The following is a 24,008-nucleotide window of genomic DNA, read 5'->3' on the forward strand; positions in this document are numbered from 1 at the left end:
AGAGGCCGAGGCCGTCACGACGCGGCTGCTTCGGGTGCGCCGGCCGGGCGGACCGGATCGAGGAAGGCACGCAGGGCTTGCGCCGCGTCCTCCGGAACCTCGTAGTGGATGAGGTGGCCTACCCCGGGCAGGACGTGCAGCCGGGCATCCGGGAACTGGGCGCGCAGCCGAACCTGGGCGGGCACCGGGGTGATGTCATCCTTCTCGGCGGCGATCAGCAGGGTATGGGTATCGATGGCGGCGGCGTATTCGCTGACGTCGTGGCTGACGGATGCCGTGAACGCCTCCAGCACGACCGTCCGGTCCGCGAAAGCGGAGAAGTACCTGTCGTGCTGGTTGTGGATCCAGCGTCGCCGTTGCCGACTCCGGGTTTTGGCCATGGTGATGCTCATCACCCGCACGATCACCCGGTTGCGCAGGAGCGCGAACCCGAGCCGTTCGGGAAGCTTGGACGCCAGCCAGTAGTAGAAGACGGCAAGCCGGGTCAGGATGCCCCGGGGCCCGGACAGGGCGGGGGCGGCGATCGGGTTGACCAGTACCAGTTCCTGGGCGGGCAGGCCGCCCGGTGCCGCGGCGGCCGCGGCGACGACGATCGACCCGAACGAGTGGCCGAGGACCACGACCCGGCCGGGCAGCGCCAGGAGGCGCAGGAACTCGGCCAGCCAGGCGGCATAGGAGTCGATGGAGTGCGGTGCCGTGTCGAATGCCGCCGATTCGCCGAAACCGGGTAGGTCCGGCGAGATGATGCGCAGGCCCTGGAGCTGGGCGACGACGGCTTCAAGGCCGTGGTGGTCGCCGCGGAACCCGTGCACCATCACGATTGTCGTCGGGCTTCTGGGGTCTCCGTACTCCCAGTAGCGGGTGTCGCTGCCCAGCACGGCGAGGGTGTGGGCGCGCGCGTCCATGAGGGTGAGCAGGTCGGCGTAGGGCGAAGGAACGATCATCGCTCCCAGTTTAGGCTGGCGGCGAGCGAGTGGCCCGACCGAAGTTGCACCGATCGACCTAGAATCGGTCGTATCTGCACCATCCACATCCGCGTCGGGTGGTGGCCGCCCCGGCCACGGCCGCGTCAGGGACGGAAGGAACGCCGTGAGCTTCACCGCACCCATCCAGCTGCCCGGGTTGACCCTCGATCCAAGGTGGTACCGTCGCGCGGTGTTCTATGAGGTGATGGTCCGGTCATTCCTCGACAGCAACGCGGATGGCACCGGGGACCTGTCCGGGCTGATATCGAAGCTGGACTACCTGCAGTGGCTGGGTATCGACGCGCTGTGGATCCCACCGTTCTTCACGTCCCCGCTGCGTGACGGCGGCTACGACGTGGCCGACTACCGCACGATCCTGCCTGAGTTCGGCACACTCGACGAGTTCAAGGAACTCGTCACGAAGGCGCACGAGCGCAACATGCGCATCGTCATCGACCTGCCGCTCAACCACACCTCCGACCAGCACCCGTGGTTCCAACAATCCAGGCAGCAGCCCGACGGAGAGTTCGGTGACTTCTATGTGTGGAGCGACGACGACGGCAAGTACCCGGACATCCGGATCATCTTCACGGACACCGAGGACTCGAACTGGGCTTTCGACTCCGTCCGGCGTCAGTTCTACTTCCACAGGTTCTTCTCCCACCAGCCCGACCTGAACTACGACAACCCGGCCGTGCACGACGCAATCCTCGGCGTGGTCCGGTACTGGCTGGACCTGGGCGTTGACGGGTTCAGGTTGGACGCGATCCCCTATCTGTACGAGTCGGACGAGGGCAACGGCGAGGGCGAGCCGCTGACGCACGAGTTCATCAGACGGCTGCGGGCCATTGTGGACCGGGACTATCCGGGGCGCATCATGATCGCCGAAGCCAACCAGTGGCCGCGGGAGGTGGCCGCCTTCTTCGGTACCGAGGATGAGCCGGAGTGCCACATGGCCTTCGACTTCCCGGTGATGCCCAGGATCTTCTATTCGCTGCGCTCCCAGCGCGCCGATGAGCTCGTGCGGGTGCTCTCCGAAACGACCGACATCCCCGAGGGCGCCGGCTGGGCGGTATTCCTGCGCAACCACGACGAACTCACCCTGGAGATGGTCAGCGAGCAGTACCGGCAGGCGATGTACGGCTGGTACGCCTACGACCCACGCATGCGCGCCAATATCGGTATCCGCCGTCGCCTGGCACCGCTGCTGGACAACAGCCGCTCGGAACTCGAACTGGCCCACGCCCTGCTGTTCTCCCTGCCGGGGAGCCCGTTTTTGTACTACGGCGATGAGATCGGGATGGGCGACAACATCTGGCTGCCCGACCGGGACAGCTCCCGCACGCCGATGCAGTGGACACCGGACCGCAACGGCGGGTTCTCGGCGGCGGACCCCGGCAAGTTGTACCTGCCGGTTGTGCAGTCACTGGTCTACAACTTCGGCCAGACCAACGTCGAATCCCACCTCGCGCAGTCCGGTTCGCTGCTGCACTGGATCCGCAACGTCATCCACGTACGCACCAACCATCCAGCGTTCGGGTTGGGGTCGCTCACCGTGCTGTCCACCGATCACGAGTCCATCCTGGCGTTCACCAGGGTGTACGCCGGTTCGGGGTCGAGCTTCGGCGACCAGCCGGAGACCCTGCTCTGCGTGTTCAGTTTCGCGCACAACCCCGTCGCGTTCCGGATCCAGGAACCCGACCTGGCGGGCACCCGGCTCTACGACATCTTCGGCGGGGCCGTGTTCCCCTCCTTCGACGAGGAGGGCGGGCTCACCCTCACCCTGGGTGCGCAGAGCTTTTACTGGTTGCACTGCGGCTGACCGGAGGGCGCAAAAAAAGGGCGACCTGCCTCAGCAGGTCGCCCTTCAGGCGTAATGCGGCGTGGTTACTTGCCGAAGCCCTTGTAGCGCGAGTTGAACTTCTCCACGCGTCCGGCGGAGTCCATGATGCGCTGCTTGCCCGTGTAGAACGGGTGCGACTCGGAGGAGATTTCCACGTCGATGACCGGGTACGTGGTGCCGTCTTCCCACTCGATGGTCTTCGAGCTGGAGACCGTCGAACGGGTAAGGAACGTCGCACCCGACGCGAGGTCGCGGAAGACCACGGGAGCGTATGTGGGGTGAATGTCAGACTTCATGGAGACTTCCTTGTTGCGTTTCGATGGGTGGGATCTGGCTCGCCGGTTGCGGCAGAAAAGTGTATCGGTCACGAGGACCAGCTACCGAGTTTAGCAGAATCTTGAGGCCGGGAGTGGCCAGACGCTGGAAAGCTCAGATTGCGCGTGCCGCATAGCGTCCGTCGGTCTCGGTGAGTTCGATCGGGAGACCGAACGCCTCGGTGAGAGTGTCGGAGGTCAGCGCCTCGGCCAGGGGGCCCGCGCTGACGACCTTGCCGCCGGCAAGCAGCAGCACGTGGGTGAATCCACGCGGGATTTCCTCCACGTGGTGGGTGACCATGATGATGGCCGGGGAGTTGGGCTCGCTCGCGTATCCGCTGAGCAGGCGCAGCAGTTCTTCCCTGGCACCGAGGTCGAGGCTGGCGGCCGGTTCGTCCAGAAGCAGGATCTCCGGGTCGGTCATGATGGACCTGGCGATCTGCACCCGCTTCTGCTCGCCGTCGCTGAGGGTGCCGAACTTACGGTCGGCGAGGTGATCCAGCTTCCATTCGCCGAGGACGCGCTGGGCGCGACGCTCGTCGATCTCCTCGTATTCCTCGTTCCAGCGGCCGGTGACCGAGTATGCGGCGGTCATCACCACGTTCAGAACGGTCTCACCGGCGGGCACCCGGCGGGCCATGGCGGTGGACGCGAAGCCGATCCGCGGACGCAGTTCGAACAGGTCGCTACCGCCCAGCGGCTCTTCGAGGACCTCGGCCGTTCCCTGGGAGGGATGGATGAGCGCGGCCGCGATCTGCAGCGTGGTGGTCTTACCGGCACCGTTGGGGCCCAGGATCACCCAGCGCTGATCGCCGTCGACGCTCCAATCCACTGAGTCCAGGATGGTTGTGCCACCCCGGACGACGGAAACTCCGGTGAAGTGAAGAACGTTGACCATACAGCCATGTTATCGGGCGCCGCCCGGGCCCCCGGTCACGCTAGAGCAGCGCGGCGTAAATCTCCCGAGTGCTCGCGGCGATCTGACCCCAACTGAACATTTCCTCAGCACGCACTCGGCCGGCGCGGCCCATCTGCGCCGCCAGGGCGGGGTCGGCCAACACCTCGGTGAGGGTCCGGGCCAGATCGGACACGAAGATGTCAGGGTCGGTCGGGGTGCCGGTGCCGTCGGTGAGCTGGTTGATCGGTACCAGACGTCCCGTCACGCCATCCGCCACGACCTCGGGGATGCCGCCGGTTGCGGTGCCGACGACGGGCAGACCGCAGGCCATGGCTTCAAGGTTGACGATGCCCAGCGGCTCGTACACCGACGGGCAGACGAAAACGGTTCCGGCGGTGAGCACGGCCGACAGTTCGTGCTGCGGAAGCAGCCTGTCGATCCACACCACACCGGAACGTTCGCGTTGCAGAGCCTCGACCAGCTCGGTCACCTCGGCGAGGATGCCGGGGGTGTCGGGGGCGCCGGCACACAGCACGAGCTGCACCTCCGGCGGCAGCAGGGCGGCCGCACGCAACAGGTACGGCAGACCCTTCTGGCGGGTGATCCGGCCGACGAACACGACGGAAGGCCGGTCGGGATCGATCCCCAGGGCGCGAACGACGTCATCGTCGGTGGTCGGCTTCCACCGGTCGAGGTCGATGCCGTTGTAGACAACGTGCACCCGCGACTCATCCAGCGCCGGGTAGCTGCGGAGGATGTCGGCGCGCATTCCGCCGCTGACAGCGATGACGGCATCCGCCGCCTCGAAGGCGGTCTTCTCGATCCAGCTCGACACGCGGTAGCCGCCGCCGAGCTGCTCGGCCTTCCACGGGCGCAGCGGTTCGAGGCTGTGCGCCGTGACGACGTGGGGCACGCCGTGCAGCAGCTTGGCGATGTGGCCGGCACCGTTGGCGTACCAGGTGTGCGAGTGCACCACATCGGCGCCCTGCACGTCCTGGGCCATCTGCAGGTCCACGCCGAGCGTGGTCAGCGTGGCATTGGCGTCGGCGAGTTCGGCCGGGACGCCGTAGGCGACGGTGTCGGCTTCGGCCCGCTGGGCACCGAAACACCGCACGGTGACATCGATGTCGGTACGGAGGGCCTTGACCAGCTCGGCGACGTGGACGCCGGCTCCTCCGTAGATCTCGGGCGGGTATTCCTTGGTAAGCAGATCGACGCGCATGCAGTAAAACTAGCGCAGGCTGAACGACGGACACACCCCCACACGCTGGTCGTTCCCCCCGTATGGCCCTACTGTGAAGGTATGAAGGCCAAGAAGATCTTTGGAATCGTTCTCGCAGGCGGCGAGGGGAAACGGCTGATGCCGTTGACCGAAGACCGCGCTAAGCCAGCTGTACCGTTTGGAGGGCATTACCGTCTGATCGACTTCGCGCTGTCGAACCTGATCAACTCCGGTGTCACCCAGATCGTCGTGCTCACCCAGTACAAGTCGCACAGCCTCGACCGCCACGTCTCGCAGACTTGGCACGTGTCCGGGGGCCTGTTCAACTCCTACATCGCCTCGGTCCCGGCCCAGCAGCGGCTCGGTAAGCGCTGGTTCAGCGGCTCGGCCGACGCCATCCTGCAGAGCCTGAACCTCATCCACGATGAGAAGCCCGACATCGTCGTCGTGGTCGGTGCCGACCACGTCTACCGGATGGACTTCTCACAGATGATCGAGGCGCACATCGCGTCCGGTGCGCAGGCGACCGTCGCCGCCATCCGCCAGCCGATCGGCCTGGCCGACCAGTTCGGCGTCATCGAAGTGGATGCCGCCACCCCGGACCGGATCAAGGACTTCCTGGAGAAGCCCAAGGACGCCGTCGGGCTCGCCGACGCGCCGCACGAGGTCTTCGCCTCGATGGGCAACTACGTCTTCAACGCCGATGCCCTGATCGAGGCCGTGCGCCGCGACGGCGAACGCACCGATTCCAGCCATGACATGGGTGGCGACATCGTTCCCGACTTCGTCTCACGTGGTGAGGCCGGTGTATACGACCTGCAGCGCAACGACGTGCCGGGGTCGACCGACCGCGACCGCTATTACTGGCGCGACGTGGGCACCATCGACTCGTTCTTCGAGGCCCACCAGGACCTGATCTCCGCCCTGCCGGTGTTCAACCTGTACAACCAGAGCTGGCCGATCTTCAGCCAGCAGCTGAACTCTCCGCCGGCCAAGTTCGTGCGCGACAGCAAGGGCTCCCTCGGTACCGCCATCGACTCCATAGTGTCGCTGGGCTGCGTCATCTCCGGCGCGCACCTGGAACGCAGCGTCGTCGGCCCGTGGGCCGTCATCGACTCCGGCGCCCACGTGGTGGACTCGATCGTGTTCGACAGGGTGCAGATTCGTCCGGGCGCCGTCGTGCACCGCGCCATCCTCGACAAGGACGTCATCGTTGCGGAGGGCGCCGCCATCGGCGTCGACCGGGACCGTGACCTCGCGCGGGGCTTCAGCGTCACCGAATCCGGGATCACCGTGGTCGGCAAGGGCGTGCACGTCCACCCGTGATCCCTGCAGCCCGATTCCTGGTCGTCCTTGATGCCGATTCGACCCTCATCGAGAACGAAGTCATCGAGCTTCTCGCCGACGCGGCCGGTTCCCTCGCCCTGGTGGCCGAGGTGACCGACCGCGCCATGCGCGGCGAGCTTGATTTCGCGGCGAGCCTGCGGCAGCGGGTGGCCACCCTGGCCGGCCTGTCGACCGATGTCTTCGCCGAGGTGGGCGCACTCATCCGCCCCACCACCGGGGTGCACGCGCTCATCGACGGTTTACACGCCGGCGGTAGCCGGGTCGGGGTCGTCTCGGGCGGCTTCCACGAACTGCTGGACCCGCTGGCCGAGACCCTGGGCCTCGACCACTGGCGGGCCAACCGTCTCGAGGTGCGGGACGGCCGGTTGACCGGCGGTCTGATCGGTCCGATCATCGATGCCACGGCCAAGGCGCACGCGCTCACCGAATGGGCGGCCCTGGACGGCATCGACCTGTGCGGGACCGTCGCCGTCGGGGACGGTGCCAACGATCTCACCATGATGCGGGTGGCCGGCCTGGGAGTCGCTTTCAACGCCAAACCCGTGGTCCGCCGCTCGGCTGACCTGGTCATCGACACCGCCGACCTCAGCCAGATACTGCCGCTGCTGGGTCTGCGCGGCTGACCCGACCCGGGGTTGCCCGGGTCGGTCCAGTCGTCTGTGGTCCGCGGCTACGGCCTAGTGGCCCATGCCCAGTCCACCGTCAACGGGGATCACGGCGCCGGAGATGTACGCCGCGTCGTCACCGGCGATCCAACTGACCACCCGGGCGACCTCGCTCGGGGACGCGAACCTGCCGGCCGGGATGTTGCGCTTGTACTCGGCCTGCTGTGCCTCGGGCAGTGCGGCCGTCATATCGGTCTCGATGAAACCGGGGGCGACGACGTTCGCGGTGATGCCGCGGGCACCGAGTTCGCGGGTGACGGACCGGGCCAGGCCGACCAGGCCGCTCTTGGACGACGAGTAGTTGACCTGTCCGGCGGAACCGTAGAGGCCCACGACGCTGGAAATCAGCACGATCCGGCCGAACCTCGCCTTGAGCATGCCCTTCGAGGCCCGCTTCACCACCCGGAACGCTCCGCTGAGGTTGGTGTCGATGACCGAGGTGAAGTCCTCCTCCGACATACGCATCAGCAGGGTGTCCTTGGTGATTCCGGCGTTGGCCACGACGACCTCCACGGGGCCGTAGGCGGCCTCGATTTCGGTGAAGGCGGCGTCGATGGAGGCGTAGTCGGTGACGTCTGCACGCACGGTGAGGCTTCCGGCCGGGCCTTCGCCCGAGCGGGCGGTGATGGCGACCCTGTGGCCCTTGGCGAGGAATTCCTCGGCGATGGCGTAGCCGATGCCGCGGTTGCCTCCCGTTACCAGAACTGTTCGTGCGGTCGCCATGGCGCGGTCCTTTCAGTGGGAACGCCCGCCGATCGGCGGGCACAGATTCATTTAGCTTAGAGCGTCCCGTGATCGGACCCGGGGAACGGACAGTGGACGTAGTCTTGAATCAGCGCGCAGACAGGCGTAATGGGACCCCGGACGGTTGAGATCGTCACCGTCAGTTGAGCGATGGGCATGATGAAGCAGCAGCAGCAGTCGATTACGACGCTCCCTCTGTCGCCGGAGGAGGAGCGGCGACGCCGCATGATCCGGTACACCGTGACCATGGGTATCCGCATGGTGTGTATCGTGATGATGCTCTTCGTTCAGGGCTGGTGGTTGGTGGTCTGCGCGCTCGGGGCCATCCTGCTGCCGTACTTCGCGGTCATCGCCGCGAACGTACATGGCGACCAACGGTCCCAGACCGTGCTGCGTCCCGGCGCGGTGGCCGTGCTCCCCCGCCCCGGCGCGACTGGTCCGGATGACAGCAGCACAGACGACAGCAGCGCAGACGACAGCAGCGCAGACGACAGCGCTCCACACGACAGCAAGGACCCCCGGTGATTGGATTCGGCGCAGCACCGGAAACGACCAGTTGTTCCCGCGCCGGCTGCCGGGACACCGCGCTCTGGCGCCTGGACTGGCGCAATCCCCGCATCCACGCGGAGGACCGGGTCAAGACCTGGCTGGCCTGCGACGAGCACCTCGAGTTCCTGCGCGACTTTCTCTTGACCCGCGATTTCCCGCTCCGGGTGAGCGCTCTCACTCTCGATGAAGCGGAACCGGCGTGAACGGCTGGCGATTCCTGCTCTCCAGGCAATGGGCCGGCTACCTCGCGCTCACGATCGTGTTCGCCGTCGTGTGTTCGGGGCTGGGCACCTGGCAGCTCGCCCGCCGTGCGGAGGCGCAGGCCGAGATCAGCCGGGTGGATGCGAACTTCGACGCCGAGGGGGTGCCCATCACCGAGGCCCTGCCCACGCTGGACTCCTTCGAGGAATCCCAGAAGTGGTTGCCCGTCACACTGACCGGAACCTATCTCACCGACGAGGAACTCCTCGTGCGCAACCGGCCGCTGAACATCAACCCGGGATTCGAGGTGCTCACTCCCCTGCTGCTGACCAACGGCGATGTCTTCATCGTCAACCGCGGCTGGATTCCCACCGGCGAAAACCAGAACGCACCGGACGCCGTGCCCCAGGCCCCCTCCGGTGAGGTCACCGTGATCGCCCGCCTTAAGCAGGGCGAGCCGTCATTGGCGGGGCGCAGCGCCAGCGGAAACCAGATCGCCACGATTAACCTGACCGAGATCGCCGACCGCCTCGGCACCGAGACCTACACCGGCGCGTACGGCCTGATGAAATCGGAGGACCCGGCTCCAGCCGACCGGCCGACGGCCGTCACTCGCCCGGTCCGCGATGAGGGCCCGCACCTCTCCTACGCCTTCCAGTGGTTCGTCTTCGCCCTGATGGCCTTCATCGGTCTCGGCTGGGCCGCCCGGCAGGAGTATCGCACCGTCAACGCCGACGTCCCGGAGGAGCAGGACCGGGCCGCTGAGCGTGCCCGTCGCCAGGCGGCCAGGCCGCGCAGCGATGCCGAGATCGAGGACGAGCTGATCGATCAGCGCCCTTAGCCTGGTCAGCTCGCCGGGAAACGAAAAAACCCGCCGCCCCGTGAGGGACGGCGGGTTTTCTTGTGCTGCATCAGGCCAGCGTGATCAGGTCCAGGTAGTCCTTGTTCCAGTGGTCCTCCGTGCCGTCGGGCATGATGAGCACCCGCTCGGGGTTCAGCGCCTCAACAGCACCCTCATCGTGGCTGACCAACACCACAGCGCCGGTGAAGTGCGCCAGGGCATCCAGGATCTCTTCACGGCTGGCCGGGTCCAGGTTGTTGGTGGGTTCGTCGAGCAGCAGCACGTTGGCGCCGGAGACCACGATCATGGCCAGGGCCAGACGGGTCTTCTCTCCGCCGGAGAGAACCCCGGCAGGCTTGTGCGAGTCGTCGCCGGTGAACAGGAACGAACCGAGCACCCGCCGGGCTTCCATCTCGGTGATGTTCGGGGAGGAGGAGATCATGTTCTGCAGCACGCTGCGCTTCACGTCGATGGTCTCGTGTTCCTGGGCGAAGTAACCGATCCGCAGGCCGTGACCTGGCACGATTTCGCCGGTGTCGGGCTTGTCCACGCCGGCGAGCATCCGCAGCAGGGTCGTCTTACCGGCACCGTTGAGGCCCAGGATGACAACTTTGGAACCACGGTCGATGGCGAGGTCGACGGCCGCGAAGATCTCCAACGAGCCGTAGCTCTTCGAGAGGTCGGTAGCCATCAGCGGGGTACGACCGCACGGGGCAGGCTCGGGGAAGCGCAGCTTGGCGACCCTGTCGACTGCGCGCACGGCGTCGAGGCCGGAGAGCAGCTTCTCGGCGCGGGCAACCATCTGGTGCGCGGCGGCGGCCTTGCTGGCCTTGGCGCCGAACTTGGCGGCCTGCAGCTGCAGGGTCGACGCCTTCTTTTCGGCGTTGGCGCGTTCCTTTTTACGACGGTCGGCGTCGGCGACGCGCTGGCGCTGGTAGTTCTTCCAGTTCATGTTGTAGATGTCGATGACCATGCGGTTGGCATCGAGGTAGAACACCCGGTTGACGGTGTCGCCGACGAGTTCGATGTCGTGGCTGATGATGATGCAGCCGCCACGGTAGTTCTTCACGAACTCGCGCAGCCACACCACTGAATCGGCGTCCAGGTGGTTAGTGGGCTCGTCGAGGATCATGGTCTCGGCAGCGGAGAAGAGGATGCGGGCCAGTTCGATACGACGGCGCTGGCCACCGGAGAGGGTGCGCAGTGGCTGGTCGAGGATCCGGTCGGGCAGGTTCAGGTTGCTGGCGATCGACGCCGCTTCGGCCTCGGCCGCGTAGCCGCCGAGCGCGTTGAACTCGTCCGTGAGGGTGCCGTAGCGCTTCATCGCCCGTTCGCTGGTCTTGCTGTCGGTCGAGCCCATCTCGATGCCGGCCTGGGTGAGACCGAGCGAGATGGTGCCGAGCCCACGGGCATCGAGGATGCGGGTGCGCGCGAGCATGTCGGGGTCGCCGGAGCGGGGGTCCTGCGGCAGGTACCCGATCTCACCTGACCGCTCGATCTTGCCCTTGGTCGGCATGGTCTCCCCCGCCAGGGTCTTCGTCAGCGTGGTCTTGCCTGCGCCGTTCCGGCCGACCAGGCCGATCTTGTCGCCGGCGGACACCCGGAAGCTCACGTCCTCCATGAGGACGCGCGCCCCAACTCGGATTTCGAGATCTTGCACACTGAGCACAGCAATAGTCCATTCAGAGGGGAGTCGTGGGAGACGGCCGAACGTGGCCAATTCACCAGTATATTTGCTCGCGCGCCGTTTCTGAGCCGAAGTGTCGGAACCGATACTGCCGAGGCGGGTTTACCGGGCCGGCAACCGCCCGCTCGGCAGCACTCCGGGCAGCGCGGATCGCAGCCAGGCCGTGTAGGTTTCCCGCGACCAGCCCAGCCCGACAACCAGGGTGTGAAACACCTGAGGGTGACCGAGCGCCCAGATCGACGTCGCAGCCTCGTGGTCGCTCAGGCCGGACCGCAGGCCCAACTGCGCGCGGAGGGCACCGACGGCTTCGGCGTAGGCGTGCAGACTCCGGGCGGCCATGGTGACTTCGAGTTCGTGGATTTCAGGGTCGGTTCCGGCGGCCTCGTTCACCACCCGGTAGAGGGGCGCCGCCCGTTCGTTGTCGGCCGCGATCCAGCCCGCCAAGGCCCCGACGGCCGCGGCCGGTGTTGCGGCCCCGCTGATGCCGGCGGCGAGCTCGGCCACGGAACGTCCGGCGGCTCTTGATGCGGTATTGGCCGCGGCGAGAACCGCGGCAAGCACATCCACCTTTGAGCCGACGGTGTTGTAGATGGTTTGGACGGCCACGCCACCGCGTTCGGCGATGGCAGCGATCGACGTGCCCGCATAGCCGTGTTCCCGCATCAGGTCGGCCGCGGCCGTGACGATATCCCCCCGGGTGCCCGCCGTCTGAAGGTCTCGGCGGATTTGGCTGCGTGTGCGTGGGGTTTCCATCAGAATAGAATACCCCTCCATTCTTTGGCATGAAGTTCCAAAGACCGATTCGGCGCGGCACCAGCCCCCTGGATTGCGCGGCGACGCTGGTTAACGCACGAACCGCGCCGGGTTACGGATGCGGTGGCATCCGTCCCGGCGCGGGACAGGTAGTGCGGGTGCTGAGGTCGGTCAGATCGCGAAGCCCAGGGCTCGCATCATGTCGCGGCCGTCGTCGGTGATCTTCTCCGGACCCCACGGCGGCATCCACACCCAGTTGATACGGAACTGCTCCACGACGCCGTCCAGCGCCTCTGCGGTCTGTTCCTCGAGCACATCGGTGAGCGGGCAGCCGGCCGAGGTGAGAGTCATGTGGATTATGAGCGCATCATTCTCGTCGTCCCAACCGAGGTCGTAGATGAGCCCGAGGTCCACGACATTGATGCCGAGCTCCGGGTCCATGACGTCCTTGAGGGCCTCTTCGATCTCGTCGAAGCGCGCCGGGGTGAGTGTCGAAACCATGGCTCTAGCCTACGGGCGTCTCGGCGAGGAAGCGATCGTAGCCTTCGTCTTCCAAACGGTCGGCAAGCTCCGGGCCACCCTGCTCGGCGATCCGTCCGTCAACGAACACGTGCACAAAATCAGGCTTGATGTACCGCAGGATGCGCGTGTAGTGCGTGATCAGGAGCAGACCGAGGCCGGTGTTCTCCTTGGCGCGGTTCACGCCCTCCGACACGATCTTCAGGGCGTCGACGTCGAGGCCCGAGTCGGTCTCGTCGAGGACGGCGAACTTGGGCTTGAGCAGTTCGAGCTGCAGGATCTCGTTGCGCTTCTTCTCGCCGCCGGAGAAGCCCTCGTTGACGTTGCGCTCGGCGAAGCTCTTGTCCATGCGCAGCTTGGCCATCGACTCGCGGACATCCTTGATCCAGGTGCGGATCGCCGGCGCCTCGCCGTCGATGGCGGTCTTGGCCGTGCGGAGGAAGTTGGTCACCGTGACGCCCGGAATCTCGACGGGGTACTGCATGGCCAGGAAGAGGCCCGCGCGGGCGCGTTCGTCGACCGTCATGGTGAGCACCTCGGCGCCGTCGAGCAGGATCGACCCGCTGTCGACGTGGTACTTCGGGTGACCGGCGATCGTGTACGCCAGGGTGGACTTGCCGGAACCGTTCGGTCCCATGATCGCGTGGATCTCGCCCTCGTTGATGGTGAGGTTGACGCCGCGCAGGATCTGCTTGGTGCCCTGGTCGGTCTCGACGCTGACGTGCAGGTCTTTGATCTCAAGAACAGACATTTTTCAGTATCTCTTTCGTTGTCCGCGTGGTGCGGGCTTCAGTGTGTGGGGCCGGGTGCGGCTGTGCCTATTCGGCGGGGCGCATCAAACGGCGATGGTGACCAGAGGATCGATGAAGACGTCGCCGTCGATCAGGTCGACCTTGTAGACGGGAACGGGCTCGTAGGCCGGCAGGGTCAGTGGACGCCCGGTCTGCAGGGAGAACTTCGAGCCGTGCGCCCAGCATTCCAGGGTGTCGCCCTCGACGAAACCCTCCGACAGCGAGATGTCGCCGTGGGTGCAGGTGTCGCCGATGGCGAAGACGGCGCCGTGGGAGTCACGGACGACGGCGATGTTCACGCCGCCGATCTCAACCTTGATGGCCTCGTTGGGTTCGAGTTCGTCGAGTGCACAAATCTTGGTGGACGCCATGTTCAGTTGCCTTCTGTTCCGCGGAGCTCGTCTTCGATGGCGCCCTGCAGGCGCTCCTCGAGCGGCTTCGATCCGATGTGCTGCACGATTTCGCTGAGGAAGCCGCGGACGACGAGGCGTCGTGCCTCGATTTCTCCGATGCCCCGGGACTGCAGGTAGAAGAGCTGCTCGTCGTCGAAGCGACCCGTCGCGCTGGCGTGACCGGCACCGAGGATGTCGCCGGTCTCGATCTCCAGGTTGGGGATGGAGTCCGCCCTGGTGCCTTCGGTGAGGACCAGGTTGCGGTTCTGCTCGTAGCTGTCGGTGCCCGGCGCGGTGCGGCCGATCAGCACGTCGCCGATCCACACGGTTCGGGCGCCGGCGCCCTGCAGGGCGCCCTTGTAGGTGACCCGGCTGCGGCTGTTCGGTGCGTCGTGGTTGACGTACACCTGCTGCTCGAGGTGCTGTCCTGCGTCGGCGAAGTAGAGGCCGAACAGCTCGGTGTCGCTGCCCTGACCGGCGAGGTGGACCGACGGGTTGACCCGCACGATGCCGCCGCCGAGGGAGACGACGACGTGCTTGAGGCGGGCGTCGCGGCCGATGGTGGCGAAGTGGTTGGCCAGCTGTACGGCGTCGGCGTTCCACTCCTGCACGGTGACGACCGTGAGGTTCGCGGATTCGCCCACGATGATCTCGACGTTCTCGGAGATGCGGGCGTCGCCGGTGTTCTGCAGGATCACGACGGCCTGGCTGAACGGCCGGGCCTCGATGATGGTGTGCGCGGCACGGGGCGCGGAGCCGAGGTTCGCCCGGGTGAGCGTGATCTCCTTGGCTTCCTCGCCGCTGACGGTGATGGCCAGGGCCTTCTCGAAGGTGCTCCAGGCGTTGGCGGCGGCGCGTTCTTCCGGCGCGCCGGCGGTGCCGATGCGGGAATCCGTGCGGTCGACCCAGGAGACGTCGACGTCGGCGTGCGACGCCGTGTCGATGTCATAGGCCGAGCCGTCCAGAACCCCGCCGGTCAGGTCCGTGAACTTGGCGACCGGAGAGAGTTTCCAGACCGCTTCCCTGCCGGTGACGGCGGGGAAGTCGGCGACGTCGAAGCTCTTGAACCTGGCGGATCTGGTCTGCACGGGGACGAAGCCGAAGCGGCCGTCCGAGTGCTCCTTGATGCCGTGCTGTTCCGCGGTGGGCAGAGCCTCTGACGAGGTAGGTGAGGACGTGGGGGCTGTTGAAGTCGAGACGGCGGACATTTAGCCGACGGATCCTTCCATGCCCATTTCAATGAGCTTGTTGAGTTCGAGGGCGTACTCCATCGGGAGCTCCCTGGCGATCGGTTCGATGAAGCCGCGCACGATCATGGCCATGGCTTCGTCTTCGGGCATGCCGCGGCTCATCAGGTAGAAAAGCTGTTCTTCGCTGACTCGCGAGACCGTGGCCTCGTGGCCGAGCTGAACGTCGTCGACCCGGATGTCGATGGCCGGGTAGGTGTCCGAGCGGGACTGGGTGTCGACCAGCAGGGCATCGCACCGCACGGTGTTGGCGGAGTGGTGCGCCGTGGCATCCACGCGCACCTCTCCGCGGTATCCGGCGCGGCCGCCGCCGCGGGCGATCGACTTGGAGACGATCGAGGACTGGGTGTACGGGGCCATGTGGATCATCTTGGCGCCGGCGTCCTGGTGCTGGCCGGGGCCGGCGAAGGCGACGGACAGGGTCTCGCCCTTGGCGTGCTCCCCCATCAGGTAGATCGACGGGTACTTCATGGTGACCTTGGAGCCGATGTTGCCGTCGATCCACTCCATGGTGGCGCCCTCGGCGGCTGTGGCGCGCTTGGTGACCAGGTTGTAGACGTTGTTCGACCAGTTCTGGATCGTCGTGTAGCGAACGCGGGCGTTCTTCTTGACGATGATCTCCACCACGGCGGAGTGCAGCGAGTCCGACTTGTAGATCGGGGCGGTGCAGCCTTCGATGTAGTGCACGTAGCTGCCCTCGTCGGCAATGATCAGCGTGCGCTCGAACTGGCCCATGTTCTCGGTGTTGATCCGGAAGTAGGCCTGCAGCGGGATCTCAACGTGCACGCCGGGCGGCACGTAGACGAAGGAGCCGCCGGACCACACGGAGGTGTTCAGCGCGGCGAACTTGTTGTCACCGGACGGGATGACACTGCCGAAGTACTCCTCGAAGAACTCCGGGTGTTCCTTGAGCGCGGTGTCGGTGTCCATGAAGATGACGCCCTGGGCTTCGAGTTCCTCGTTGATCTGGTGGTAGACCACTTCGGACTCGTACTGGGCGGCGACGCCGGAGACCAGGCGCATGCGTTCGGCTTCGGGGATGCCGAGCTTCTCGTAGGTGTTTTTGATGTCGTCGGGCAGGTCTTCCCACGTCTGGGCCTGCTTCTCGGTCGACCGCACGAAGTACTTGATGTTGTCGAAGTCGATCTCGGAGAGGTCTGCTCCCCAGGTCGGCATGGGCTTGCGCTCGAAGAGGGCCAGGGCCTTCAGCCGGCGTTCCAGCATCCAGGCCGGTTCCTGCTTGAGGTTCGAGATGTCGGTGACAACCTCGGGCGAGATACCGCGGCGGGCGGAGGCGCCGGCAGCGTCGGAATCGGACCAGCCGAATTCGTAGACCCCCAGCCCGTCAAGCTCGGGTCGGTTCAGCAATACGTCAGACATCTTTACCTCTTCTCCTACCCACATCAACCCGGATATCAGTCCGGTCATTCCCGTACCGAGCGCATCGGCCGACCGTTTGGTCGGACGTGCACGGCGGTCCGCGCGTGAGTTGTGTGGATGGCTATGTTGCGTACCTAAGATGAACAGGGCCGGTCGTGCGGCGTTGGACGAGTGAACGTCGCGCGCACGGAGCCCGTGAAACACCTAATTCTACAGGCTAGTGATCGTATTAGTAGTGCGACCCGGCGTATTCACATACGCGCGCACCAGCAGGGAGCAGAACCCGTGAACCGGATTATCGAGTGGTTGCCCACCCAAGTGGACCGTCGCCTGAGGGTGCTCGGCTGGGTGTACCTCGCCGCGCAGATCTTCCTGGTCGGCACCGGTGGGCTCGTCCGCCTCACCAGCTCCGGCCTCGGCTGCCCCACCTGGCCCAAGTGCACCGCCGACTCGATCGTGAACACGCCCGAGATGGGCATTCACGGTGTGATCGAGTTCGGCAACCGACTGCTGGGTGTTCTACTCGGCCTCGTGGCGATCGCCGCGTTCGTTGCCGTGCTGCGGATGCGACGCAGCCGCCCGGATCTGTTCCGGCTCACCCTGCTGGCCGGTCTGGGCATCCCGGCCCAGGCCGTCATCGGCGGAATCAGCGTGCTCACCCAGCTGAACCCGTACGTGGTCGGGTTGCACTTCGTGATCTCCGTCGGCCTGGTCGGCCTCTGCACGGCCTTCGTCTACAGGCTGTACACCACGCCGGGGCCGCGCGAGCGGGTGGTCCCGCTCGGATTCCTGATCGTGACGCACCTCACCAGCTTCGCCGTGGCGGTCACCATTGCCGTCGGCATCCTCACCACCGGCTCCGGGCCGCACGCCGGCGACGCCGACGCGCCCCGCAACGGCCTGGACTCGGAGCTGCTGCAGCACGTGCACAGCTGGCCCGCTTACGTCACCGTGGCCCTGACCGTCGTCCTCGTCGTCTGGGCCGTCACCCGCCGCCTTCCGGTGCGCCGCTGGGTCGTGCTGCTCCTGGCGGTCGAGATCGCCCAGACCGCCGTCGGCCTCATCCAGGCGAACCTCGGCCTGCCCGCCATCCTCGTCGGCATCCACATGGTGCTGGCCTGCGTGCTCGCGTCGGCGATGACCGCCGTGGTGCTGAACCTCAAGCAGCCCGTGGTGTCGGACGCTCCCCCGGCGCCGAAGGCTCCCGCGGAGTCCCTCGCCCGCTGACCCGCGCCGCTCATGCGCTCCGGGACCCTCTCGAGAGCGTGAAGCGGTCACCTCGGCGTGCTCGAAGCAGCCACATCCCCGCTTTCGCGGCCAGCCCATCCCGCGAGAGCGGTGAAAGGGTCACCTCGGCGTGCTCGAAGCAGCCACATCCCCGCTTTCGCGGCCAGCCCATCCCGCGAGAGCGGTGAAAGGGTCACCTCGGCGTGCTCGACGCAGCCACATGCCCGCTTTCGCGGCCGGCGTGCCCCAGGCCGGCGTGCCCCAGGCCGGCGTGCCCCAAGAGAGCGCGTGGCCCGGCTCGGAGCTGGGCCCGCTTAGAAGGGCAGCAGCGGGTCGACGCCCACGGCGACGAAGACCAGGGTGAGGTACGCGATCGAACCGTGGAACACCCGCATCGGCGACACGTGCTCGTGGCGGATGGCGAGGTTGTAGAGGCGGTGGGTCTCGTAGATGAACCAGGCACCCGAACCGACCGCTACCAGGGTGTAGAGCAGTCCCATTCCGGCGATGGGCACCAGCAGCAGCGAACACGCCACGGTGGCCCAGGCGTACAGGATGACCTGCAGGCCAACCTGCGCGCGTCCGCGCACCACTGACAGCATGGGCACCCCGGCGGCCTGGTAGTCGTCGCGGTACTTCATTGACAGCGGCCAGTAGTGCGGCGGTGTCCAGAGGAAGATGATCATGAACAGGATGAACGGCGGCCAGGACAGGTCGCCGGTCACGGCGGCCCAGCCGATCAGCACGGGCATGCAGCCGGCGACACCGCCCCAGACGATGTTCTGCGCGGTGCGGCGCTTGAGGATCATCGTGTAGAAGACCACGTAGAGCAGGATGGCGCCCAGTGACAGCGCCGCGGCGACCCAGTTGGTGAACAGGGCCAGCCAGGCGATCGAGATGCCGCCGAGCACCCAGGCGAACACCAGGGCCTGCCGGTCGGTGAGTTCGCCGGTGACCAGCGGACGGCCCTTGGTGCGGTTCATCAGGCGGTCGATGTCACGGTCGAGGTAACAGTTGAACGCACCGGCCGAGCCCGCGCTGAGCGCACCGCCGATGAGGGTGGCGAGCACCAGCCACAGGTCCGGGATGCCCCCGGTTGCCAGGATCATCGTCGGGGCCGTCACGACGAGTAATAATTCGACGACGCGAGGCTTGGTCAACGAAATGTACGCACGGATGGTGTTCCGGATCCGTTCGTTACGATCCGTCACCCCCTGTTCACGGGGATTCTCGGCCATCTCGGGTGCTTCTCGTGCGCTTCGCATATTGCCGCAATTCTAGATCATCCTGCCGTCTCTCACGCCCGGGTCTTCAGTGCGACATCGCCGCAATGCTCGCGAAACAACGTCACCAAGCCGGGGTCCGTATACTTGAATGGCTCGCCAATCTAAGGTGCATGCATCCGTGAGCCACCTGAAACGGGCACTCTCTTGCGCACCTCGATGCCGATAACGACGTCGGCGGGCAATTACTCTCCAGCGGCGCGGGAAAATGAGCGTGCCGCCTTGACGGATTCAGAAGGGTCAGTTCACGTGGCAGCATTGCAGTGGGATTCCATCGACAACAGGGCAGTTGACACCGCCCGCATCCTCGCGGCCGACGCCGTGGAAAAGGTCGGGAACGGCCACCCGGGTACCGCCATGAGCCTTGCCCCGGCCGCGTACCTGCTGTTCCAGAAGGTCATGCGTCGCGATCCCGCTGACAACGAGTGGATCGGCCGCGACCGGTTCGTCCTCTCGGTCGGCCACAGCTCACTCACCCAGTACGTGCAGTTGTACCTCGGCGGCTATGGCCTCGAGCTCGACGACCTCAAGGCCCTGCGCACCTGGGGCTCCAAGACCCCCGGCCACCCCGAGTACGGCCACACCGACGGCGTCGAGATCACCACGGGTCCGCTCGGCCAGGGGCTCGCCTCCGCTGTGGGCTTCGCCTACGCCTCGCGTTTTGAACGCGGCCTGTTCGACCCCGAGGCCGCGGCCGGCACCAGCCCGTTCGACCAGTTCGTCTATGTCATCGCCGGCGACGGCGACCTGCAGGAGGGCATCACCGCCGAAGCGTCCTCGCTCGCCGGTCACCAGCAGCTCGGCAACCTCATCGCGATCTACGACTCCAACCAGATCTCGATCGAGGACGACACCAACATCGCCTTCACCGAGGATGTCGCGGCCCGCTACGACGCCTACCACTGGCACGTGCAGACGGTGGACTGGAAGAAGACCGGCGAATACGTCGAAGACGTCGCCGCTCTCAACGACGCCATCGAGGCGGCCAAGGCCGTCACCGACAAGCCGTCGCTGATCATCCTCAAGACCATCATCGGCTGGCCGAGCCCGAAGAAGCAGAACACCGGCAAGATCCACGGCTCCGCCCTCGGCGCCGAGGAACTCGCCGGCGTGAAGGAAATCCTCGGCTTCGACCCCGAGAAGACCTTCGAGGTGTCCGACGAGGTCATCGCACACACCCGCAAGGCCCTCGACCGTGGTGCAGAGCAGCACGCCGAGTGGACCGTGCGCTTCGACGCGTGGGCCGCAGCGAACCCGGAGCGCAAGATCCTGCTCGACCGCATCCTCTCCGGCGACCTGCCCGACGGTGTCGAGGCGGCCCTGCCCGTCTTCGAGGCCGGCACCGAGGTCTCCACCCGCGCGTCGTCCGGCAAAGTGCTCAACGCACTCGGCCCGGTCATCCCCGAGCTGTGGGGCGGCTCCGCCGACCTCGCCGAGTCGAACAACACCACCATCAGCAACTCCGCCTCGTTCATTCCGAGCGAGCACTCCACGGGTGAGTGGACGGGCAACCCGTACGGCCGCGTCCTGCACTTCGGCATCCGTGAGCACGCGATGGCCGCGATCCTCAACGGCATCGTGCTGCACGGAAACACCCGCCCGTTCGGTGGCACGTTCCTGATCTTCAGCGACTACATGCGCCCCGCCGTGCGTCTGGCCGCACTCATGAAGGCGCCGTCGATCTTCGTCTGGACCCACGACTCCGTCGCCCTCGGCGAGGACGGCCCCACCCACCAGCCGATTGAACAGCTCGCGTCACTTCGCGCCATCCCCGGACTCGACGTGGTGCGCCCCGGCGACGCCAACGAGGTGTCCTGGGCCTGGAAGACGATCCTCGAGCGTCGCAACGGCCCGGCCGGCATCGTCCTGACCCGCCAGAACATCCCGGTGTTCGAGCGCGGAGACGGTGACGCAACCGGCGACACCTTCGCCTCGGCCAAGAACGTCGCCAAGGGCGCTTACGTGCTCGCCGAAGCACCGAACGGCACCCCCGATGTCATCCTGATCGCCACCGGTTCCGAGGTACAGCTCGCCGTCGCTGCCCGCGAAGCGCTGAAGGCTGACGGCATCAACGCACGGGTCGTCTCGGTACCGAGCCTGGAATGGTTCGAGGAGCAGTCCGCCGAATACCGCGAATCCGTTCTGCCCAAGGCGATCACCGCCCGGGTTTCGGTTGAGGCCGGAATCGCGTTGACCTGGCACAAGTACGTCGGTGAGCGCGGCCGCAGCGTCTCGATCGAGCACTTCGGTGCCTCGGCCGACTACAAGACCCTGTTCCGCGAATTCGGCATCACCACCGAAGCCGTCGTCGCCGCCGCCAAAGAATCCCTCGCCGCGCTCTGAGCGCGACACCCATTAGCGCAGCATTCAAGGAGATTTGATTTTCATGACTGAAACCACCCCCACCGCCGCACTCTCGGCCGCCGGCGTCAGCATCTGGCTGGACGACCTGTCCCGCCAGCGCATCCAGTCCGGCGGACTGAAGACGCTCATCGCCGAAAAGAACGTCGTCGGCGTCACCACCAACCCGACGATCTTCGCCGGCGCGCTGAGCAAGGGCGAGGCGTACGCCTCCCAGGTGGCCACGCTGGCCGCCGCCGGCACCACCGTCACCGACGCCGTGTTCGAGATCACCACGGATGACGTCGCCGCAGCCTGCGACATCTTCCGCCCGATCTACGACGCCACCAAGGGCTTCGACGGCCGCGTCTCGATCGAGGTCGAGCCCGGCTTCGCCCACGACGCCGAGAAGACCCTCGCCCAGGCTCAGCAGCTCTGGAACAAGGTCAACCGTCCGAACGCGATGATCAAGATCCCCGCGACCATCGAGGGCCTCGAGGCGATCACCGAGACCATTGCCCTGGGCATCAGCGTCAACGTCACCCTGATCTTCAGCCTCGAGCGGTACCGCGCTGTCATCAACGCGTACCTCAGCGGCCTGGAGAAGGCCAAGGCTGCCGGCATCGACCTGTCGACGATCCACTCCGTGGCGTCCTTCTTCGTGTCGCGTGTCGACACCGAGATCGACAAGCGCCTCGCGGCCGTCGGCACCGATGAGGCCCTCGCCCTGCAGAGCAAGGCCGGCGTCGCCAACGCCCAGCTGGCCTACCAGGTCTTCGAGCAGTCCTTCACGACCGAGCGTGCCTCCGGGCTCCTCGCGGCCGGCGCCAACAAGCAGCGTCCGCTCTGGGCATCCACCGGCGTCAAGTCGGCCGACCTGCCCGACACCCTCTACGTGACCGAACTGGTCGCCCCCGAGGTCGTCAACACCATGCCGGAGAAGACCCTCGAGGCCACCTTCGACCACGGTGTCATCGTCGAAGGCGCCGTCACCGGCGCCTACGAGGCAGCCAACGCCGTCCTGGACGCCATCGCCGCGCAGGGTGTCTCCTACGACGACGTAACCCGCGTCCTCGAAGAGGAAGGCGTCTCGAAGTTCATCATCTCCTGGAACGAACTGCTGGACACCGTCACTGCAGCACTCGAGGCCGCCAAGTGAGCTTCCACATCTCGGTGAGCGGCGCGGCCGCTGAGGCCGTGCGCACCGTGGTGCCGACCCTCGTGGCCGACCTCGTCGCCTCCGGCATCACGTCACTGGACCCCGCCCTGTGGGGTCCGGAGGCCGAAGAAGAAGCCGGCAAGCGGCTCGGTTGGACCGAGTCCGTCGTGACCTCGCGTCCCCTCGTCGCCGAGATCCTCGCCCTGCGCGAGGAACTGCACGCCAAGGGTGTCAGCCACATCGCGCTGGCCGGCATGGGCGGTTCGTCGCTCGCACCAGAGGTCATCACGCTCACCACCGGCGTGGACCTGACCGTGCTCGACGCCACCGACCCCGGCCAGGTGCTCGCGGCCCTCAACGACCGACTGGAGTCGACCGCCCTCGTGGTGTCATCCAAGTCGGGCGGGACCGTCGAGACCGACAGCCAGCGCCGTGTCTTCGAACGCGCATTCCGGGACCTCGGTATCGACCCCGTTGACCGCATCATCGTGGTCACCGATCCCGGCTCGCCTCTCGAGGCGTCCGCGACCGAGGCCGGCTACCGCGTTTTCAACGCCGACCCGACGGTCGGCGGTCGTTTCTCGGCGCTGACCGCGTTCGGCCTGGTGCCGTCCGGTCTGGCCGGCGTCGACATCGGACAGCTGCTCGACGAGGCCGAAGCGGTCTCGTTGGCGCTGGCGGTCGACTCCGTGGACAACCCCGGGCTGATCCTCGGTGCGGCCATCGCCTCGACCAGTCCCCGCCGGGACAAGCTGGCCATCGTTGCCGACGGCACCCACATCGTGGGTTTCGCCGACTGGGCCGAACAGCTCATCGCCGAGTCGACCGGCAAGATCGGTACCGGCGTCCTGCCCGTCGTGCTCGATCTTGACGCACCGGAGCTCACCGCGGCGCTGCCCGACGTGCAGATCGTGCGCGTTGTGGCGGATGCCGGTGACGAGGTCTTCGTCGACCACGACGGTGCAGACGAGATCCGCGTCAGCGGAACCCTCGGCGCGCAGTTCCTGGTCTGGGAATACGCGACGGTCATCGCCGGCCGGTTGCTCGGGATCAACCCGTTCGACCAGCCGGACGTCGAATCCGCCAAGATTGCGACCCGGGGCCTCCTGGACTCGCGTCCGGAGCCCGAACCCGCGGCGTTCATCTCCGACGGCATCGAGGTTCGCGGCACGCCCCACGTGATCGGTGCCGCGAGCGACTTGGCCAGCGCCATCGACGCGCTGCTCGAGGAACTCGGCCCCGACGGGTACGTCGCCGTGCAGGCCTACGTGGACCGTCTGGCGCTCCCCCAGCTCGCCGAGCTGCGTGGTCTGCTCGCTACGCTGTCCAAGCGCCCGGTCACGTTCGGCTGGGGACCCCGGTTCCTGCACTCCACCGGTCAGTTCCACAAGGGTGGCACCCCCACCGGTGTGTTCCTGCAGATCCTCAGCACGCCCGCTGAGGACCTCGACATCCCTGACCGTCCGTTCACGTTCGGTGAGCTCATCCAGGCTCAGGCCGGTGGCGACGCCAGCGTCCTCGCCGACAAGGGCCGCCCCGTGCTCACCCTGACGTTGACCGACCCGGCCGCGAACATCAGCACGCTGTTCAACGCGCTCCGCTAAGTCACGTCTTCGCGCCGTACCGCATAAATCCTCGAAG

The 24,008-nt window shown here is 66.5% G+C and carries 23 protein-coding genes; 10 read left to right on the forward strand and 13 right to left on the reverse strand.

Features of this window, described 5'->3' with window-relative positions; all coding sequences use genetic code 11:
* Positions 1-14: 14 nt before the first annotated feature.
* Positions 15-944: an alpha/beta fold hydrolase gene (locus E3O57_RS08460; RefSeq protein WP_103479484.1), complete on the reverse strand. Its 930-nt coding sequence runs from the start codon at positions 942-944 to the stop codon at positions 15-17.
* Between the two features lie 145 nt (positions 945-1,089).
* On the opposite strand from E3O57_RS08460, the gene treS reads away from it, so the two are divergent.
* Entirely contained in the window at positions 1,090-2,787 is a 1,698-nt protein-coding gene (gene treS / locus E3O57_RS08465; protein ID WP_103459805.1) for a maltose alpha-D-glucosyltransferase, read from the forward strand.
* A 65-nt stretch (positions 2,788-2,852) separates the two neighbouring features.
* Here the strand turns inward: treS and E3O57_RS08470 are convergent, their stop codons facing one another.
* From E3O57_RS08470 to glgA, 3 genes are all read right to left on the reverse strand, one after another.
* A complete protein-coding gene (locus E3O57_RS08470) occupies positions 2,853-3,104 on the reverse strand; it encodes a type B 50S ribosomal protein L31 (RefSeq protein ID WP_066595443.1) in 252 nt (83 codons plus the stop codon).
* 133 nt (positions 3,105-3,237) lie between these two features.
* On the reverse strand, positions 3,238-4,020 hold the full coding sequence (locus E3O57_RS08475; protein WP_103459806.1) for an ABC transporter ATP-binding protein: 783 nt from the start codon (positions 4,018-4,020) through the stop codon (positions 3,238-3,240).
* 40 nt (positions 4,021-4,060) lie between these two features.
* Positions 4,061-5,242 carry a glycogen synthase gene (gene glgA, locus E3O57_RS08480; protein ID WP_088456225.1) on the reverse strand — a complete coding sequence of 394 codons (1,182 nt, stop codon included), beginning with the start codon at positions 5,240-5,242 and terminating at the stop codon, positions 4,061-4,063.
* A gap of 81 nt (positions 5,243-5,323) precedes the next feature.
* On the opposite strand from glgA, the gene E3O57_RS08485 reads away from it, so the two are divergent.
* Both E3O57_RS08485 and serB read left to right on the forward strand, forming a co-directional pair.
* The gene (locus E3O57_RS08485; protein WP_088456226.1) at positions 5,324-6,568 is read left to right on the forward strand and encodes a glucose-1-phosphate adenylyltransferase; all 1,245 of its coding nucleotides are present in this window, start codon (positions 5,324-5,326) and stop codon (positions 6,566-6,568) included.
* Positions 6,565-7,212, forward strand: a complete 648-nt coding sequence (gene serB / locus E3O57_RS08490; RefSeq protein WP_103479485.1) for a phosphoserine phosphatase SerB — start codon at positions 6,565-6,567, stop codon at positions 7,210-7,212. Before E3O57_RS08485 ends, serB begins: the two co-directional genes overlap by 4 nt.
* A gap of 54 nt (positions 7,213-7,266) precedes the next feature.
* Here serB and fabG read toward each other — a convergent pair whose 3' ends face one another.
* Positions 7,267-7,977: a 3-oxoacyl-ACP reductase FabG gene (gene fabG / locus E3O57_RS08495; RefSeq protein WP_088456228.1), complete on the reverse strand. Its 711-nt coding sequence runs from the start codon at positions 7,975-7,977 to the stop codon at positions 7,267-7,269.
* A gap of 177 nt (positions 7,978-8,154) precedes the next feature.
* Between fabG and E3O57_RS08500 the strand changes: the two genes are divergently transcribed.
* Genes E3O57_RS08500 through E3O57_RS08510 form a run of 3 tightly spaced genes read left to right on the forward strand, consistent with a single transcriptional unit; the run spans position 8,155 to position 9,589 of the window.
* The gene (locus tag E3O57_RS08500) at positions 8,155-8,523 is read left to right on the forward strand and encodes a DUF3099 domain-containing protein (RefSeq protein WP_241983658.1); all 369 of its coding nucleotides are present in this window, start codon (positions 8,155-8,157) and stop codon (positions 8,521-8,523) included.
* Positions 8,520-8,750, forward strand: a complete 231-nt coding sequence (locus E3O57_RS08505) for a hypothetical protein (RefSeq protein ID WP_088456229.1) — start codon at positions 8,520-8,522, stop codon at positions 8,748-8,750. Before E3O57_RS08500 ends, E3O57_RS08505 begins: the two co-directional genes overlap by 4 nt.
* On the forward strand, positions 8,747-9,589 hold the full coding sequence (locus E3O57_RS08510; protein WP_103459809.1) for an SURF1 family protein: 843 nt from the start codon (positions 8,747-8,749) through the stop codon (positions 9,587-9,589). The genes E3O57_RS08505 and E3O57_RS08510 overlap by 4 nt, the downstream gene beginning before the upstream one ends.
* A gap of 70 nt (positions 9,590-9,659) precedes the next feature.
* On the opposite strand, the gene E3O57_RS08515 is transcribed toward E3O57_RS08510, so the two are convergent.
* The 7 genes from E3O57_RS08515 to sufB form a co-directional block, all read right to left on the reverse strand.
* Positions 9,660-11,258 (reverse strand): ABC-F family ATP-binding cassette domain-containing protein, encoded by a 1,599-nt coding sequence (locus tag E3O57_RS08515; protein ID WP_088456231.1) that lies wholly within the window; start codon positions 11,256-11,258, stop codon positions 9,660-9,662.
* 120 nt (positions 11,259-11,378) lie between these two features.
* Entirely contained in the window at positions 11,379-12,029 is a 651-nt protein-coding gene (locus E3O57_RS08520) for a TetR/AcrR family transcriptional regulator (protein ID WP_165787952.1), read from the reverse strand.
* A gap of 171 nt (positions 12,030-12,200) precedes the next feature.
* Positions 12,201-12,530 (reverse strand): metal-sulfur cluster assembly factor, encoded by a 330-nt coding sequence (locus E3O57_RS08525; RefSeq protein ID WP_088456233.1) that lies wholly within the window; start codon positions 12,528-12,530, stop codon positions 12,201-12,203.
* Positions 12,531-12,534: 4 nt separating this feature from the next.
* Complete coding sequence (sufC, locus tag E3O57_RS08530) at positions 12,535-13,299, reverse strand: Fe-S cluster assembly ATPase SufC (RefSeq protein ID WP_088456234.1); 765 nt, start codon at positions 13,297-13,299, stop codon at positions 12,535-12,537.
* Between the two features lie 84 nt (positions 13,300-13,383).
* Positions 13,384-13,710: a non-heme iron oxygenase ferredoxin subunit gene (locus E3O57_RS08535; protein ID WP_088456235.1), complete on the reverse strand. Its 327-nt coding sequence runs from the start codon at positions 13,708-13,710 to the stop codon at positions 13,384-13,386.
* Positions 13,711-13,712: 2 nt separating this feature from the next.
* The gene (gene sufD / locus E3O57_RS08540; RefSeq protein WP_103479487.1) at positions 13,713-14,939 is read right to left on the reverse strand and encodes a Fe-S cluster assembly protein SufD; all 1,227 of its coding nucleotides are present in this window, start codon (positions 14,937-14,939) and stop codon (positions 13,713-13,715) included.
* Positions 14,940-16,358 (reverse strand): Fe-S cluster assembly protein SufB, encoded by a 1,419-nt coding sequence (sufB, locus tag E3O57_RS08545; RefSeq protein WP_088456237.1) that lies wholly within the window; start codon positions 16,356-16,358, stop codon positions 14,940-14,942.
* A gap of 285 nt (positions 16,359-16,643) precedes the next feature.
* Here sufB and E3O57_RS08550 point away from each other — a divergent pair, with 285 nt between their 5' ends.
* Positions 16,644-17,585, forward strand: a complete 942-nt coding sequence (locus E3O57_RS08550; protein ID WP_103459812.1) for a heme A synthase — start codon at positions 16,644-16,646, stop codon at positions 17,583-17,585.
* A gap of 314 nt (positions 17,586-17,899) precedes the next feature.
* On the opposite strand, the gene E3O57_RS08555 is transcribed toward E3O57_RS08550, so the two are convergent.
* Positions 17,900-18,823, reverse strand: coding sequence for a heme o synthase (locus E3O57_RS08555; RefSeq protein WP_103459813.1), 924 nt, complete (start codon positions 18,821-18,823; stop codon positions 17,900-17,902).
* A gap of 294 nt (positions 18,824-19,117) precedes the next feature.
* Between E3O57_RS08555 and tkt the strand changes: the two genes are divergently transcribed.
* Genes tkt through E3O57_RS08570 form a run of 3 tightly spaced genes read left to right on the forward strand, consistent with a single transcriptional unit; the run spans position 19,118 to position 23,971 of the window.
* Positions 19,118-21,211 (forward strand): transketolase, encoded by a 2,094-nt coding sequence (gene tkt, locus E3O57_RS08560; protein WP_103479488.1) that lies wholly within the window; start codon positions 19,118-19,120, stop codon positions 21,209-21,211.
* 43 nt (positions 21,212-21,254) lie between these two features.
* Positions 21,255-22,367 (forward strand): transaldolase, encoded by a 1,113-nt coding sequence (tal, locus tag E3O57_RS08565; protein ID WP_103459814.1) that lies wholly within the window; start codon positions 21,255-21,257, stop codon positions 22,365-22,367.
* Positions 22,364-23,971: a glucose-6-phosphate isomerase gene (locus tag E3O57_RS08570; protein WP_103479489.1), complete on the forward strand. Its 1,608-nt coding sequence runs from the start codon at positions 22,364-22,366 to the stop codon at positions 23,969-23,971. The genes tal and E3O57_RS08570 overlap by 4 nt, the downstream gene beginning before the upstream one ends.
* The last annotated feature ends 37 nt before the right edge of the window (positions 23,972-24,008 follow it).

The organism is Cryobacterium sp. TMN-39-2, assembly GCF_004402745.1.
Taxonomy (GTDB): Bacteria; Actinomycetota; Actinomycetes; order Actinomycetales; family Microbacteriaceae; genus Cryobacterium; species Cryobacterium zongtaii.

Coding starts and splice junctions, on each gene's coding strand:
- tal (WP_103459814.1), top strand. CDS start 21,255: ATGACTGAAACCACCCCCACCGCCGCACTCTCGGCCGCCGGCGTCAGC.
- fabG (WP_088456228.1), bottom strand. CDS start 7,977: ATGGCGACCGCACGAACAGTTCTGGTAACGGGAGGCAACCGCGGCATC.
- E3O57_RS08460 (WP_103479484.1), bottom strand. CDS start 944: ATGATCGTTCCTTCGCCCTACGCCGACCTGCTCACCCTCATGGACGCG.
- E3O57_RS08520 (WP_165787952.1), bottom strand. CDS start 12,029: ATGGAAACCCCACGCACACGCAGCCAAATCCGCCGAGACCTTCAGACG.
- E3O57_RS08485 (WP_088456226.1), top strand. CDS start 5,324: ATGAAGGCCAAGAAGATCTTTGGAATCGTTCTCGCAGGCGGCGAGGGG.
- E3O57_RS08535 (WP_088456235.1), bottom strand. CDS start 13,710: ATGGCGTCCACCAAGATTTGTGCACTCGACGAACTCGAACCCAACGAG.
- sufC (WP_088456234.1), bottom strand. CDS start 13,299: ATGTCTGTTCTTGAGATCAAAGACCTGCACGTCAGCGTCGAGACCGAC.
- glgA (WP_088456225.1), bottom strand. CDS start 5,242: ATGCGCGTCGATCTGCTTACCAAGGAATACCCGCCCGAGATCTACGGA.
- E3O57_RS08475 (WP_103459806.1), bottom strand. CDS start 4,020: ATGGTCAACGTTCTTCACTTCACCGGAGTTTCCGTCGTCCGGGGTGGC.
- E3O57_RS08525 (WP_088456233.1), bottom strand. CDS start 12,530: ATGGTTTCGACACTCACCCCGGCGCGCTTCGACGAGATCGAAGAGGCC.
- sufD (WP_103479487.1), bottom strand. CDS start 14,939: ATGTCCGCCGTCTCGACTTCAACAGCCCCCACGTCCTCACCTACCTCG.
- E3O57_RS08500 (WP_241983658.1), top strand. CDS start 8,155: ATGATGAAGCAGCAGCAGCAGTCGATTACGACGCTCCCTCTGTCGCCG.
- sufB (WP_088456237.1), bottom strand. CDS start 16,358: ATGTCTGACGTATTGCTGAACCGACCCGAGCTTGACGGGCTGGGGGTC.
- E3O57_RS08555 (WP_103459813.1), bottom strand. CDS start 18,823: ATGGCCGAGAATCCCCGTGAACAGGGGGTGACGGATCGTAACGAACGG.
- E3O57_RS08470 (WP_066595443.1), bottom strand. CDS start 3,104: ATGAAGTCTGACATTCACCCCACATACGCTCCCGTGGTCTTCCGCGAC.